The organism is Exiguobacterium sp. s149 (assembly GCF_018618395.1).
Classification (GTDB): Bacteria; Bacillota; Bacilli; order Exiguobacteriales; family Exiguobacteriaceae; genus Exiguobacterium; species Exiguobacterium chiriqhucha.
The window spans coordinates 607,081-621,558 of the sequence record NZ_JACSLZ010000001.1 but is presented as its reverse complement, the minus strand read 5'-3'; the positions used below and the strand labels follow the sequence as shown (position 1 = coordinate 621,558).

General features: G+C 38.4%; 15 protein-coding genes. 11 read left to right on the top strand and 4 right to left on the bottom strand.

Annotated elements, in window-relative coordinates:
• Positions 1–121: 121 nt before the first annotated feature.
• Both galE and KNP81_RS03115 read right to left on the bottom strand, forming a co-directional pair.
• On the bottom strand, positions 122–1,135 hold the full coding sequence (gene galE / locus KNP81_RS03120) for a UDP-glucose 4-epimerase GalE (protein ID WP_214718327.1): 1,014 nt from the start codon (positions 1,133–1,135) through the stop codon (positions 122–124).
• 33 nt (positions 1,136–1,168) lie between these two features.
• Positions 1,169–2,401 (bottom strand): hypothetical protein, encoded by a 1,233-nt coding sequence (locus KNP81_RS03115; RefSeq protein WP_214718325.1) that lies wholly within the window; start codon positions 2,399–2,401, stop codon positions 1,169–1,171.
• A gap of 195 nt (positions 2,402–2,596) precedes the next feature.
• Here KNP81_RS03115 and KNP81_RS03110 point away from each other — a divergent pair, with 195 nt between their 5' ends.
• The 11 genes from KNP81_RS03110 (at position 2,597) to KNP81_RS03060 (ending at position 12,233) form a co-directional block, all read left to right on the top strand.
• The gene (locus KNP81_RS03110; protein ID WP_214718320.1) at positions 2,597–3,316 is read left to right on the top strand and encodes a YveK family protein; all 720 of its coding nucleotides are present in this window, start codon (positions 2,597–2,599) and stop codon (positions 3,314–3,316) included.
• Entirely contained in the window at positions 3,309–4,025 is a 717-nt protein-coding gene (locus tag KNP81_RS03105) for a CpsD/CapB family tyrosine-protein kinase (RefSeq protein WP_214718318.1), read from the top strand. The genes KNP81_RS03110 and KNP81_RS03105 overlap by 8 nt, the downstream gene beginning before the upstream one ends.
• A 15-nt stretch (positions 4,026–4,040) precedes the next feature.
• On the top strand, positions 4,041–4,808 hold the full coding sequence (locus KNP81_RS03100) for a tyrosine-protein phosphatase (RefSeq protein ID WP_214718316.1): 768 nt from the start codon (positions 4,041–4,043) through the stop codon (positions 4,806–4,808).
• Between the two features lie 221 nt (positions 4,809–5,029).
• A complete protein-coding gene (gene galU, locus KNP81_RS03095) occupies positions 5,030–5,920 on the top strand; it encodes a UTP--glucose-1-phosphate uridylyltransferase GalU (RefSeq protein ID WP_214718314.1) in 891 nt (296 codons plus the stop codon).
• A gap of 83 nt (positions 5,921–6,003) precedes the next feature.
• Positions 6,004–6,666, top strand: a complete 663-nt coding sequence (locus KNP81_RS03090) for a sugar transferase (RefSeq protein WP_214718370.1) — start codon at positions 6,004–6,006, stop codon at positions 6,664–6,666.
• A gap of 12 nt (positions 6,667–6,678) precedes the next feature.
• Entirely contained in the window at positions 6,679–7,710 is a 1,032-nt protein-coding gene (locus tag KNP81_RS03085) for a hypothetical protein (protein ID WP_214718312.1), read from the top strand.
• A 4-nt stretch (positions 7,711–7,714) separates the two neighbouring features.
• On the top strand, positions 7,715–8,191 hold the full coding sequence (locus tag KNP81_RS03080) for a glycosyltransferase (RefSeq protein WP_214718310.1): 477 nt from the start codon (positions 7,715–7,717) through the stop codon (positions 8,189–8,191).
• Positions 8,152–8,805, top strand: a complete 654-nt coding sequence (locus tag KNP81_RS03075) for a glycosyltransferase (protein WP_214718363.1) — start codon at positions 8,152–8,154, stop codon at positions 8,803–8,805. Before KNP81_RS03080 ends, KNP81_RS03075 begins: the two co-directional genes overlap by 40 nt.
• A gap of 90 nt (positions 8,806–8,895) precedes the next feature.
• The gene (gene murJ, locus KNP81_RS03070) at positions 8,896–10,392 is read left to right on the top strand and encodes a murein biosynthesis integral membrane protein MurJ (RefSeq protein WP_214718309.1); all 1,497 of its coding nucleotides are present in this window, start codon (positions 8,896–8,898) and stop codon (positions 10,390–10,392) included.
• Positions 10,393–10,471: 79 nt separating this feature from the next.
• Positions 10,472–11,134, top strand: a complete 663-nt coding sequence (locus KNP81_RS03065; RefSeq protein WP_214718307.1) for a CatB-related O-acetyltransferase — start codon at positions 10,472–10,474, stop codon at positions 11,132–11,134.
• Positions 11,135–11,183: 49 nt separating this feature from the next.
• Positions 11,184–12,233 (top strand): glycosyltransferase, encoded by a 1,050-nt coding sequence (locus KNP81_RS03060; protein ID WP_214718305.1) that lies wholly within the window; start codon positions 11,184–11,186, stop codon positions 12,231–12,233.
• A gap of 752 nt (positions 12,234–12,985) precedes the next feature.
• Here KNP81_RS03060 and KNP81_RS03055 read toward each other — a convergent pair.
• Both KNP81_RS03055 and KNP81_RS03050 read right to left on the bottom strand, forming a co-directional pair.
• Positions 12,986–13,855, bottom strand: coding sequence for a tyrosine-type recombinase/integrase (locus KNP81_RS03055; RefSeq protein WP_214718303.1), 870 nt, complete (start codon positions 13,853–13,855; stop codon positions 12,986–12,988).
• Positions 13,856–13,860: 5 nt separating this feature from the next.
• Positions 13,861–14,220, bottom strand: coding sequence for a sigma-70 family RNA polymerase sigma factor (locus KNP81_RS03050; protein WP_251130237.1), 360 nt, complete (start codon positions 14,218–14,220; stop codon positions 13,861–13,863).
• Positions 14,221–14,478 lie beyond the last annotated feature (258 nt).

Sequence of the window (14,478 nt, the reverse complement as noted above, 5' to 3'; positions counted from 1 at the left end):
ACGCAAAAACACCTCCGATGCTAGCACTTTTTTTAAGTGTACCACTGCGAAGGTGTTTTTATATTGTCTCAAAAATTTAGGTTAGCCCACTCATCGACATAGATGAGGACTCGTTTTGGTATTAGCGATAACCGTTCGGGTTGCTCGATTGCCAGTTCCATGCGTCGCGGCACATGGCGCGGACGTCGTGTTTCGCTTCCCAGCCGAGCACACGTTTTGACTTCGATGGGTCGGCAAAGCACATGGCGATATCGCCCGGCCGACGTGGCGTCACTTGGTACGGGACAGTTTTTCCACTCTCGGCCTCGAAGGCCTGAACGAGGTCAAGGACGCTATAGCCGGTTCCGGTTCCTAAGTTGAACGCCTCGGCACCAGTATGATTCATGACGTAGTCCAGTGCTTTCAAATGACCTTCAGCCAAGTCGACGACGTGAATATAGTCGCGGACGCCGGTCCCGTCTGGTGTGTCATAATCATCGCCAAACACGCTCAGCTCGCTCAAACGCCCGACGGCGACTTGGGTGATATACGGCATCAAGTTGTTTGGGATGTCGAACGGGTCTTCACCGATTTGGCCCGACTCGTGGGCACCGATTGGGTTGAAGTAACGTAGGAGCGCAATGCTCCACGACGGGTCGGCGACAGCGATGTCGCGCATGATGTCTTCAATCATCAGTTTTGTCCGACCGTATGGATTCGTCGCACTGAGCGGGAATGATTCGTCAATCGGTGTCCGTTCCGGCATGCCATACACGGTTGCAGACGAGCTGAAGACGATTCGTTTCACATCGAACGCGTTCATCACTTCTAACAGGACGGTCGTCCCGACGACGTTGTTCTCGTAATAACGGAGCGGCTCGGACACCGATTCGCCGACAGCTTTCAGTCCGGCGAAGTGAATGACGGCATCAATCGTATGAGTCAAAAAGATTTGTTCGAGCAGTTCGCGGTCGAGGAGGTCACCGAGATAAAACGTGACCGATTTCCCGGTCAACGCTTCGACGCGGTCGAGCGCCTCACGACGGCTGTTTGATAAGTTGTCGAGGACGATGACGTCGTGGCCAGTTTCAAGTAACTGCAAGACAGTATGGGTACCGATATAACCGGCACCCCCTGTGACTAAAATCATGTTCATATAATTAACTCCTTCCAATAAATCCTGTACTGATTATTTTTCTGTCAAGCGTACCCGTGTTTGGCCGTTCGTGCCTTCGAATAAGCGGAGTGAGTACGTTTCACTCTCATATACCACCGCATCGTCCGTCTCAAGCACAGCTTCGCCGAGCGGACTGAAGGCTTCGCGCGTCGTTTGGGTGTTCGTCCAGTCGATAGCGTGTACCTTGTCGTCTTGAATCACGAAAAACCCACCGTTATAGAACACGTAAGCGTTCAACGCATCCGTCTCACGGCCGAACGGGGCGCCGATTGTCTCTGTGAGTGCCGCTTCGTTCATGGCGAAGAAATCAGGAATCGACTCACCGAGCCACTCGTTGTTCAAATTCGTGTTCACCCAGTCGAGTAAGGCACTATCCGTCAAATCACGCGTCGGCCAGTCGGTCGTGACGGCGTCGAGCGGGGCCCATGCTGTCGTCCCGTCCAAATTCACTTCGACGTGCTCATCTTGTTCCTTCACAACTTCGTACCGGTCGCCGATATCTCCTATGTAGGTGACCGTCGCGCCGTTCGGTTCCGAGACGAGATTGACGTTTTTTGAAGCGAGCCACACATAGTTCGTCTCCGGCTCTTGGACGACCGGTTCAGGGTCCGGCTTCGGTGTTTCCTCGACGACTTGGGCTTCTTGTTTTGGTTCTAACAAGTCCAAGACATAGGGATACCCGATATAGCCGCCTCCGATGAATAAGGCAAGGATGAACAGAATACCGATCCATTTCCCGGACTTCCGCCGTGGTCGTGCCGGTTCGATTGTCCGATGGTATTTTGCCCGTTCTGCCCGCGAAGGGACCGGGGCTTCCGGCATATACCTTGGTTTTGTGGCGGGTGGTTTCTCTTCTGGTGTTGGCGTTCTCACTACGGTCGGTTCAGGAGCGGGAATCACGGTTTGATCCATATGCGGTGCCTCATTGACCGATGTCTTGTCAACAGGTGCTGACTTTGGCACTGTCGATTCTTTATGAAATACGTCTTCGTGCATCTCTAGTAAAGACACATAGTATGGAAGGAACGTGGCATCTTTCTTCCCATCTTTAATCCATGCCGCGAAGTCGGCCGCCGATTTGGTCTCGGTCGAAAACGTTGGATTCGTTGTCCCTGTCAATTCTTCGAAGGACACGGTCAACGACTTCCCGTCCCCTAAATTTTGTTTAATCGCATCTTGCAATTTGATACGTGTCGTCGCATTCATATCTGCGTACAACTGGAGTAGGCGCTCACTAACGTGCACTATTGTCTCCTCCTTTTGTTAAGTTCTTCCTAACAAAGTTTATCAGATTTACATACCAAAAACCCCAAATTTTAAAAAATGGGTCATCAACTGTGAGGATTTTTGCTATAATGTTTTGGTATTGGCACTGTTAAATATTATCTGCGGAAATTTTCCAGTAGTGACTTTAAAAAACAGAGGAGAGAACAGACGAAGATGAAAGAAGAAACAATTTCCCTTGGAGAACTATTCTCCATTTTAAAACGGAGCAAATGGCTCATCGCAAGTTTAGCGATTATCGCGGCGCTCATCGCCTTTTTAGTGAGTTCATTCGTCATTAGTCCAACATATGAAGCATCGACGCAAGTTCTTGTCGCACCAAAACAATCTGAACAATCGATTGATTTAGGACAAGTTCAATCTTCGATCAACTTAGTAAACACATACCGGGTCATCATTCAAAGTCCAGCCATCTTAGAACAGGTACAGGAAAATGTAATTGGTGCCCCTGATAATATTGCAAACTTAATCACGGTCAACAGTGAACAAAACTCACAAGTCATCAACATTAAAGTTCAACATACGAACCCGGTGCTCGCCACCGATATCGCCAACGAGATCAGCGATGTCTTCTCGACAGAAGTACCAGAATTGATGAGCGTCGACAATGTCAAAGTTCTCTCGAACGCATCGGTCCCGATGTTCCCGGTTAGCCCGAATATCTTATTGAACACGGCCATTGCGGCAGTTCTTGGGATGATGATTGGCGTGGCTATGGCATTCCTGAGAGTAGTGCTCGATCGTCGAATTAAAACAGAACAAGATGTCGAAACGATTTTGGAACTTCCGGTTCTCGGATCGATTCCTGTCATCGATAAAGGCGAAATGCGTCAACAACGTCAAGCTAACGTGAAAGGTGAACGAGTCCATGTTTAAGTTCGGTAGAAAAAAACAGAAGCATACCCAATACGATAAGTCAGGTCGTGAGCTGATTACAGTGTTGAAACCGAAGTCGCCAATCTCGGAGCAGTATCGGACGATCCGCACGAACTTAGAGTTCACGGCAGTCGATGACGAGTTGCAGACGATGGTCATTACATCAGCCTCGTCCGGCGAAGGGAAATCGACGACTTCATCCAACCTCGCGGTGGTATATGCCCAACAAGGAAAACGAGTGTTGCTCGTCGACTGTGACATGCGTCGTCCGACGGCTCACTTCACATTCCGTTTGTCAAACGGGATTGGTCTATCAACAGTATTGGCCAAAAAAACGACGGTCGATAAAGCGACGCACACGACACAAATCGAGAACTTAGATTTGATTGCGGCAGGACCGATCCCACCAAACCCATCAGAGCTATTGTCGTCGAAGATGATGGATCGTGTGCTAGAAGAATTAAAAGCAAACTATGACGTCATCATTTTAGATGCACCACCAATGATGCAAGTGGCAGATACGCGCCTCTTGGCACGCAAAGTCGACGGCGTCGTCCTCGTTGTCGGTTGTGATAAGTCGGACCGCCAAATGGTCGTCAAAGCAAAAGAACAACTCATTTTGGCTGATGCACATATCCTCGGCGTCGTCTTGAACAAGCGCGAACCACAAGGTAGCGACGATCATTATTACTATTACGCATACGAATAAGAAGGAGAGCACGCTATGATTGATATCCATTGTCACTTATTACCGGCCGTCGATGACGGTCCGGAAACAGTCGAACAAGCGGTCGAAATGGCGAAGCGCGCAGTAAGTGAAGGGGTGACTGCAATCGTGGTCACCCCCCATGCGTTTCAGCCGCAGTTTGATACAAGTCAGCTTGATGTCGCAAGTGCTGTGACAAAACTACAAAACGTACTCAGACAAGAAAACATTAATCTCGATTTGTATCCGGGACAAGAGATTCGGATCTTCGGTGACCTCGTTGAATCGTTAGAGCAAGGAGAAGCACTATCACTTGCCGGATCTCGTTACGTGCTCGTTGAGTTCCCGAGTGACACGGTACCAGCTTATGCGGAACAGCTCTTCTTTGGCCTTCAAACGGAAGGGTATACACCGATTATCGCTCATCCAGAACGGAATAAAGAATTCGCAACGAACCCGCAACGACTGATGGATTTTGTATCGTCTGGGGCGCTGTCACAAATTACAACGAGCAGCTTGACCGGAGCATTCGGAAATAACGTCAAAGACCTCGCATTCGCGTTCCTTCGTAACGGTTTGAGCCATTTGATCGCATCGGATGCGCATAGCACGGGGCGCCGAACGTTTTATTGGACAGAAGTTGAAAAGGTCGTAGGCGATGAACTTGGCGCAGACAAATGGGAGAATTATGTCATCAATGCAGAAGCAGTCATCAAGGATGATTTTGTATTCATCGATCCGCCGACATTGCCTACGAAGAATTGGCGAGGCAAATGGAAAAAGTGAATTGTTCTGGATTTAACTTAAATTCATTGACTTAATAATTTGTAAATAGGCTATTTGTCGACAATTGTCGAACGATTTTAGGTTTATTTTACTCCTCGTATGTTTTTATATTAGGTCTAAAGTGATAATCTTAATTTATAATTTTGAAAAAATGTAAGTTAAATCCTTTTTTCTGTTAATCAGACAGATAATATATATTTATCCAAAGAGGAGTGTAGAAGATGACAACAAAACGAGTAAAAAAAGCCGTAATTCCAGCAGCCGGTTTAGGCACACGTTTTTTACCGGCAACAAAAGCGATGCCGAAAGAAATGTTACCAATCGTTGATAAGCCGACGATTCAATACATTATTGAAGAGGCCGTAGAGTCTGGAATTGAAGACATCTTGATTGTGACAGGTAAAGGGAAGCGAGCGATTGAAGATCATTTCGATTCGGTTCCAGAGCTAGAGCAAACATTGATTGAAAAAGGGAAATCTGAATTTTTGAAACTTGTTGAAGAGACAACGAATATCAATATTCATTTTATCCGTCAGTCAAAACCGATGGGACTTGGACATGCCGTTTTGCAGGCGAAAGCATTTGTAGGGAATGAGCCATTCGTAGTTATGCTCGGAGACGATATTGTTCAGGCTACAGTTCCTTGTACACGTCAATTGATTGAACAATATGAGATTACAAATAGCTCAATCATTGGTGTTCAACCAGTTTCAGATGAAGAGACAGAACGTTATGGAATTGTTGATTTAAGTTCAAGTGTTTCTGAAACGTTACACAAAGTAAAGTCTTTTGTAGAAAAACCATCCCTAGGAACGGCCCCTTCAAATTTAGCGATTTTAGGTCGATATTTGTTTACGCCTGAAATTTTCAAGTATCTTGAAACACAAGAAGTTGGTACAGGTGGGGAGATTCAATTAACTGATGCAATAACAAGATTGAATGAAATGCAAAGAGTATTTGCATTTGAATTTAGTGGTAAGCGTTACGATGTAGGGGAGAAATTGGGCTTTATTAAAACAACACTCGAATTTGCACTAGCAAGAAAGGATTTATCAGATGATGTAAGAAAAATAATGATAGAGTTATTGGAAGAAGAATCTGTAAAAAATTGAATTTTAAGGAGGCTATAAAAGTGAATGAAATTGGTTCAAATGAAGAAATTGCAACTACTGTTTTAGATTTAAAATCAGAAGAGATGATATCCACCAGCGTTGTCGATGTTGGCGAATACAATCGATATTTATCAGAAGGATCGAAATTTTACCGTTTGAATAAAAGAATGTTCGATATAATCTGTGCTTTAAGTGGACTAATTATATTAGCACCTCTCTTTTTGATTACCGCTGTATTAATTAAATTGGAAGATATTCATTCTCCTGTATTTTTTAGTCAAGAAAGAGTAGGGAAAAATGAAAAAAGATTCCGTATGTATAAATTCCGATCGATGGTAACAGATGCTGAAGTTTTACTGAATGATTTACTGCATCTAAATGAAGCTGAAGGTGCAATGTTCAAAATTAAGGGAGATCCAAGGGTTACAAAAATCGGAAAATTTATTCGTGCAACAAGCATTGATGAGTTACCTCAGTTATTAAATGTTTTAAAAGGCGATATGTCTCTTGTCGGTCCACGCCCTCCTCTTGTTAAAGAAGTAGAAGTTTATACAGAGTATGAAAAACAAAGATTAATTGTTATTCCTGGGTGTACAGGATTATGGCAAGCTACTGAAAGAAATAATGTAGGTTTTAAAGGAATGGTAAAACTTGATTTGTTATATATTCAAAAAAAATCTTTAATTTTCGATGTTGTAATAATTTTCAAAACTATTTTGTCTCTAGTTTTTAAGCGAGCCTATTAATAGAGGTGACAAATGTATTATTCAATTAGTTTGAAAAACTATATATATGCAAGTTTCTTTAGTTTAATTTCTTTGGTTCTTTTATTAGTGTCAGGAAAAATTGTTGGAGAGCACTTTTATTACGATAGTATAACATTGAAAGAATTTTTAAATGTTCCAATTAAAGACAACTTTGCGATAATAACTGAGAGTTCTTATGCAGCAACTGCTTTTGTTTATCAACTCGTTGGAATAGATGGTTCCATTTCTAATTTAACTCAGTTGTCTTTGAGTTGGATTATGTATCTAATCGTTATCTTTTCATATTTTAGTGGTAAAACTAGCTATATTGAGAGAATTCATTATTTTGCTTTTCTGGCTCTAATTACATTGTTTTATAGTGTTTATATTGGACAAATCTCTAAAGAAACCCTAGTCGTAGTTATGATGTGGTTAATATTTCGTAGTGGAAAAATAAACCTTCTTTTAGCTACTTTCTTAATAACAGTATATGGACTTTATATTCGAGAATATTGGTTATTAATAGGTGTGTTATTTTTAATTAACTATTTTATATTAACTAAGACAGAAAAAATAAATTTAATTAAACTATTTATTATAAATTTTTTTGGGATTTTTTTAATGTCAGTAATTCATATCATCTTATTTAATGACAATTTAACTTCTTATAGATACCAAGTTAATGAGTATAGAATGTTTACTGGAGATGTGAATACTATATTACTGAATCCATTTACTACTATCAACCCTATTCATGATGTAGGAAATTTTTTATTTGGGTTAGGTAATATATTCATACCACTTGACGGATTAAACTCGATGAATGAGTTAGTCTACTACATCTGGATAGTAATAGTTATTAGTGTGTTGTACTCAAAAGTAAAAAAAGTAGTAAATAGAAATCATCTTATTGCTCCTTTTGCTTTGTTAGTCTCTTTTGTATTTGTTCAAGCAATTTTTGAACCAGATATGGGATCTATTCTGAAACATCAAATAGGGCTCTTTCCAGTGTTTTTAAGTATATTGAGTATTGAAGAGGGATGAAGATATGGGAAAAGTGTTAATGATAACTGAAGCGTATGGTGGAGGAATTAAAACCCATTTTGATTTAATTAGCAAATATAAACAGGAGTTTTATGATTATGAGATTCTGTTTTATATTAGTGAAAAAAGACTTGAAGCTAATCAATCTAATTCATTGGTAAATTGCATTGTAAATAACGAATTAAGTAACTTTAAAAATATCTTTTCTTTCTATAAAAATTTAAAAGAGTTGAATAGAATTATAAATGAAAATCAAATAACCATTATTCATTCACATAGCACTATTGCTGGTATATTATGTAAATTTTATAAAATGATTTATGGAAGAAAGTTGAAATTTGTGTATACTCCACATGGATATTATTCACAAGGCAAACATTCCTTCATTAAAAAGCGCATAATTGTTTTAATAGAAAGATTTATTGAAAAAAAAATCAAACCATTCATGTATCTAAGGGAGAAAATATTCATGCAAGTTTAAATAAAATATCAGATTCTTCTAGTATTATATTTAATGGAACCGAAATTCCGAAGCAAGAGAGTTATAATCTCGCTAACAATGAAGTTATAACTATTGGATATTTAGCAAGAGCGGAAGAGCCTAAGAACGTTGAAAGATTTATAGAGATTGCTCATGCTTTTCGATTAAAGTATAGCAATAAGAATGTGAGATTTATTTTTGGAGGATCCGGGAAAAATATCTCTTACATTGAAGAACAGGTAAATAAAGAAAAAGAAAACAGTAATATACAATTAATGGGCATGGTGAACAAAGAAAAATTTTTTAATCAAATTGATCTTTATATGTCTACTTCAAAATATGAAGGTCTTCCTTTTTCTGTTATAGAAGCGATGTCCTATAAGAAACCTCTTTTTTTAAGTGAAATTAACGGACATATTGATTTTAGACAAAGCGAAGCTACTCAATTATTTAAGCTAAATGAAAGTGATTCAAATATTGTCGATCAAATCAATGAATTCATTTATGACGAAGATTTTCCTAAATATAAAAATGATATTTATGATGAGTTCTTGAACAGTTTTTCAGTATTAGATATGGTTTTTAAAATCAGAAAATTATACGATTCATTATAGGCCTTACTTGGAAATACACTAGTTTTCCTGTGTATATGTTTGTTTATAATCTATGTATATTAAGTGTCGATAAAAAGTGAGTGATATGCAATGGGTAAAATCGCAATTGTTATTTTTCTTAGTTCAATTCTTTCTAAAGTAATCGGTTTTTTTAGAGAAGTACTTATTGGTACTTTATATGGAGCTTCAGCTGTCACAGATGCCTTTTTTATTTCTTTGGCAATCCCCTGGACTTTATTCGGAGTTATTAGTGCAGGTTTATTGTCTGCGTATTTACCTGTTTATAGCACATTAAATGAAAAAAACAAAAATGATGCTGAAATGTTTACTTCAAATCTGATTACGATTGTAACTTTTGTTATTGTACCTGTTTTTTACATTTTAATTTTCCTATTTTCTTATGAATTAATTGGGTTATTTAGTGGGAATTTTAGCGAACAAGAAATAAGGATGGCAGTTTTATTTTTACGAATTACTTCATTTGTACTATTTTTCACAGGGATATTAGCAGTTTGGACTGGGAAATTACAGTACCATAACCTTTTTTTAATTATTCCACTTAGTGGTGTGATCCTTAATTTAATTGTGATTCTTTTCGTTTATTTAAGTAAAAGTTATTCAATACTATTTTTACCCCTTAGTATCGTAGTGGGAAACTTGTTTCAATTTATTATTGTATTGGTTTATATGAGCAAGAAAAAAAAATTGGATTTTAAATTTCATATAAATTTTAGGGACAAAAAATTAGAAGAATTCTCAATTTTGATTATACCGATTATGATTAGCGCTTCAAGTGCCCAAGTAGTTTATTTTATTGATCAGATAATAGCCTCTAAAGTAATTGTCGGAGGTATATCTTTAATTAATTACACGCAAAAAGTAAGCGAAGTTTTCTTACAATTATTTATTGTGACGTTAATCTCATTGATTTTTCCTAAATTAGCTAAAATCAGTAGTGATTATTTATTATTTAATGCTTTTTTAAGGAAATCGATTGATATAATGTCGTTTATTTGTATACCTCTAGTGATTTTTTCTACTATGAATACTGAAAGTATCATTAAAATCATATATGGTAGTGATTCGTTTTCGTTTGAGCAGCGGCAAACTATGTCCCTCTTATTATCACTTTATATATCATCATTAGTTATGATCGGATATAGAGAAGTTTTAAATAAAGCACTTTTTGCATTAAAAAATTCTAAAGTTGCAATGTATCTTTCAATATTAACTCTTATTGTTAACGTATCTCTTAGTTTATACTTATCGAACTATATAGGGATTTATGGAATTCCAATTTCGGGTTTTGTTACAAACTTTATAGCAGTTTTTGTTCTCGGTTACTATCTCAAAAGTAAGAATAATTTTGTTCTCTTGAACAAAAATAGTGTGAAATTATTTGTTAGTATACTGTTAAGTAGTATTGTTTCAACTTATATTTCTAAGCTTTTTGAAGAACTGTATTTGGCTGATAAACATCCTGCGATTTTGCTAGTCTCTAATTTAATCATATTTCTATTACTATTCTTTATTATTAATTTCCTGAATAAAAATATAAAATATGTAAAAAAAATAATTAATGAATAAATGACTGAATTATTAATTGATTTAGTCTAAGAAACTGTTACCTAACTAAATAATAAATTTTAAAAAACGAGGTAATTAGATGTTAAGAAAATACTTTCCAGAATTTATATTGAATGAAATTAAAATTTTGATTTATCGATTTAAGTATCATAACAGTTTTATTCTTTCTTCTCATATTGATAAAATTTCCTCGTTAAATGGCTATAACAAAATTTTAAGGGGGGCAGAAATTCATAGAAGTGAACTTGATAAATATTCTTATATTAACTCTAATTCAATTGTATCTAACGCTTATATTGGAAAATTTACTTCTATTGGCTCTAATTGTACAATTGGCGCACCTGAGCATCCTATCAATTTTTTGAGTACCTCTCCATTTACTTATAATGAAAGTGAGCATGAAATAAATAGAAATATGTTTGGGTATAAATCTACTTTTGAAAGTTACTCTAAAAAGACTTTTATAGGTAATGATTGCTGGATAGGTAATAATGTTGTTGTGATGCAGGGAGTAAAAATTGGTAATGGAGCTATAGTTGGAGCAGGAGCGATTGTAACTAAAGATGTGGACGAATATAGTATTGTAGCTGGAGTACCTGCAAAATATATAAGAAGTAGATTTTCTGAAGAAAAAATTAATTTTTTAAATCGTAATGGATTAAAGGATTGGTGGGATTTGGATGAAAATGAGTTAAGGAGATTACATATTTATTTTGACAAAGGCGAGGATTGGTTTAGATAGTCTGAAACAGCTAAGCTAATTCGAAATAAAATATACGGAGGTATTGTTATTGAAAAAAAAAATCTTGCACCTCTTGAATTCTGGATCTTTCTCGGGAGCAGAAAATGTTGCACTTACAATTATACAAAATACAAATAATGAAGAATATATTAGTTATTACGCTTCTCTGGATGGTAGTATCCGAGAGGTAATGAAAGAAAACCAAGTAAATTTTGTTGCTTTTCAAGAGATGAATATTAGTCAGATAACAAAGGTAATTAATCAAATTGAACCAGATGTTATACATGCGCATGACTTTACTGCAAGTATTGTAGCCTCTCTAGCAACTATAAAAATTCCGATTATCTCACACATACACAATAATGTTCCATGGTTAAAAAAGATTACTATAAATTCTTTTGTGTTTTTATTCAGTTCATTGAGATCTAAAACAGTTTTAGGTGTGTCTCCTTCAATAATAAATGAATACGTTTTTTCAAAATTAATAAAACAAAAATTTACTAATGTAGGAAATCCAATCGATAGAAAAAAAATTATACAAAAGTCAAAATCTATCTCATCTGTTAATAAAGCGTATGATTTGATTTTTATTGGTAGACTAAGTGAACAAAAAGATCCTTTTACATTTATTAAAATTGTAAAAGAGGTAAAAGAATACATTCCAAATATCTCGGTGGCTATGGTTGGAGATGGCCATCTTAAAGATGAGTGTATGAAAATAATCAATGAGTTAGGATTAAACAGTAATATTGAGATGCTGGGTTTCATATCTAACCCTTATATGGTACTAGATGAGAGTAAAATATTATGTATGACTTCGAAATGGGAAGGCTATGGCTTAGTTGCTGCAGAATCATTGGTTTTAGGGAAACCAGTAATAGCGCATCCTGTAGGGGGACTGCCTACAATTGTAAATGATTCGTGCGGACTTTTAACAAAATCAATACCTGATTATATTGAAGAGGTTGTTAAATTATTGCAGAACGATGCTTATTATAATGAAAAAGTCAATCAATCTCTAAAAAGATCAGAAGAGCTAGACAATCTTCAGACTTACATGGAAGTGATTACAACTCTATATAAAAAATATAGTAATTAAGTGAAAATATACAAGGCACATGGTATTGCATTTTTTACTAAGAGGCTTTAAGTTTAGCGTAAAACTCAGTTTTAAGAAGATTTCGCGTGTAGTTTTTCAATTATACATTTACAGGGATGTTCATTGTTTTTTGCGAATACTTTAACGACTTCAGAGTCACGTATCTCAGAGAAGTATTCCTAGAGATTTGTAAAAATATAAAAAATGTGGCTAATTTCGCTCTTTGTATCTGAATCTTTGTGTGCAATTTCATTTTTCACAAGACCGTCCATAGTGACTCTTTGTATTTGCTTTCAAGCATTGTAATAAATATTATGACTGATTTCATTAAAGAAACAGGAGTGCAAAAGTGTGCAACGGAAACGTACACAATCCTGCACTCCTATTTTGCACTACATAGTCAGGTCGAAGTGCGACTGACAGAACAGTTGGTCGAGGCCTGTTTTAACGATATGCGGATGGCCTCACACAAACACATAATCGGACGTTTCGGACAATTATCGACCAACCTTGACCACATGCCTGACAATCATAGGCTTTACGTCGACCAGATCCCGGAGAACGCAAAAGATTGGGCAAATGGGACAGGGTGTGAACGCTAGAATAAAATTGAAAGTTTTTGCTTGATACGATTTTACACTATTGCCGAAAAATCAGAACAGAACTCCGATAGATTAGTTGAGGATATTTTATTTGAAAGGCACGAGTCTGCGTGAAAGTTAGTAATTCGCATCAAGGTTCATCTACTTTCCTTATTCATTCAAGCTATCAATCAACTTACGACTTTGTTCTCTAGACACATGAAGGTAGCGCTCAGTCGTATTGATCGACTTATGTCCGAGGAGTTCGGATACACCGAGAATATTTTGACTCTTATTGTACAATGTCGTCGCAAAACTGTGACGTAACATATGGCTCGTCAGCTTCACGCCGAACTGTTCTTGCGCGATTTTCTTCAAATCATGGTTCACGAAGCCGGGTTGGACGATGCGTCCGGTTGGCATCAAGAAAATACGATTCGAGTTCCCGACGTTCGGTCGGTGCGTGACGATATACTTCTTTAATTCTGTGGTGAGTCGGGGCGTCATCGGGACATGACGTGTTTTATCCCCTTTTCCTTTTCGAACCGTCATCAACCGATCCTCGAAATTGATGTGGTCGAGTTCCAAATTCAGAATCTCACTGATTCGTAATCCGGCATCACCCCCGACGAGATAAATCGTATAGAGGGTGTAGTTGCGGGCGTGATACAACACCGTGTTCAATTGGTCGCGTGTAATGATCGTTGGTGGTTCGCTGACACCCTCCCGTGTGACGATGCGACCAAATGGATTATGTTGCAGCCACTGCTGCTCGATGGCGAACGTGAACAGCCCGCGGATGCGCATGATATAGGATTTGACCGTATTGTCGGCCATCCCGCTGAGGTGTTTCTTGTACGGGATTGCATGGTTCGTCTCGTTAATTTCTTGGATGTACACCGCACCGTACTCGGCTGCATAGAGGGCAAAGCGCAGTAACGAATTGCGCGTGCTCTTCAGCGTCGTCTCGGGTGCTTCTTTTCGTTCTCTCATGTCTGTCAAGTACATGTCAATCGCATCAGTCAGTAACACGTGTTTCATGTCAATCACTCCTTCAAGTTGATTGCCTCTTTCAGTTCCCGTTGGACGTCGGCCTTATATGCCCGCAAACGACTCGGAGAATAAAACAGCGTCTGTTCGGTCCCATCGATCAAGTGGCAGAGGAGTTCGAAATGGCGGGGCGACAGCAACAACCGCTGCTCATCGAGCCAGTCGAAGAGATTGCGCTCGGACGTCATACATTGTTCCGGGATCCGTTCGGCCGCGACCTCGTGCTTTAAATGGCGGGCGTTCTTTTGTTGGTGATTCAGGATGGCGCCCCGGATGCGCTGGAAGCAATACGTCTTGGACAGCGTGCAGCCGCGATTCAACGCTTCCCATAGTTGCGATCCTTGCGATTTGGGCACAGTCTTCCTGTTCGTTCGGGTGAATCGATAGGTGGCGGATGACGTAGTGAATCATCGGTTCCCATTCGTGGATTTGATCATCGATTTGATTCATGTGGCAATTCATTTCCGAGCGCTCTGTTGATTTTCCTAGGTTAATTCGAGTATAGTCATCGATATTCGACGATTGGTTGTTGCTGTACGTTCGCCTTCCGACTCCATTCGTTATTGTAAGCCGATATTTTAATCAAGCCCTAGGCTTACGTGTAATAAGGGCGC

What these genes read in the sequence shown, in the direction of transcription:
- galE (WP_214718327.1), bottom strand. Translation starts at nt 1,135, where the DNA reads ATGAACATGATTTTAGTCACAGGGGGTGCCGGTTATATCGGTACCCAT.
- KNP81_RS03110 (WP_214718320.1), top strand. Translation starts at nt 2,597, where the DNA reads ATGAAAGAAGAAACAATTTCCCTTGGAGAACTATTCTCCATTTTAAAA.
- KNP81_RS03105 (WP_214718318.1), top strand. Translation starts at nt 3,309, where the DNA reads ATGTTTAAGTTCGGTAGAAAAAAACAGAAGCATACCCAATACGATAAG.
- KNP81_RS03100 (WP_214718316.1), top strand. Translation starts at nt 4,041, where the DNA reads ATGATTGATATCCATTGTCACTTATTACCGGCCGTCGATGACGGTCCG.
- galU (WP_214718314.1), top strand. Translation starts at nt 5,030, where the DNA reads ATGACAACAAAACGAGTAAAAAAAGCCGTAATTCCAGCAGCCGGTTTA.
- KNP81_RS03090 (WP_214718370.1), top strand. Translation starts at nt 6,004, where the DNA reads ATGATATCCACCAGCGTTGTCGATGTTGGCGAATACAATCGATATTTA.
- KNP81_RS03085 (WP_214718312.1), top strand. Translation starts at nt 6,679, where the DNA reads ATGTATTATTCAATTAGTTTGAAAAACTATATATATGCAAGTTTCTTT.
- KNP81_RS03080 (WP_214718310.1), top strand. Translation starts at nt 7,715, where the DNA reads ATGGGAAAAGTGTTAATGATAACTGAAGCGTATGGTGGAGGAATTAAA.
- murJ (WP_214718309.1), top strand. Translation starts at nt 8,896, where the DNA reads ATGGGTAAAATCGCAATTGTTATTTTTCTTAGTTCAATTCTTTCTAAA.
- KNP81_RS03065 (WP_214718307.1), top strand. Translation starts at nt 10,472, where the DNA reads ATGTTAAGAAAATACTTTCCAGAATTTATATTGAATGAAATTAAAATT.
- KNP81_RS03055 (WP_214718303.1), bottom strand. Translation starts at nt 13,855, where the DNA reads ATGAAACACGTGTTACTGACTGATGCGATTGACATGTACTTGACAGAC.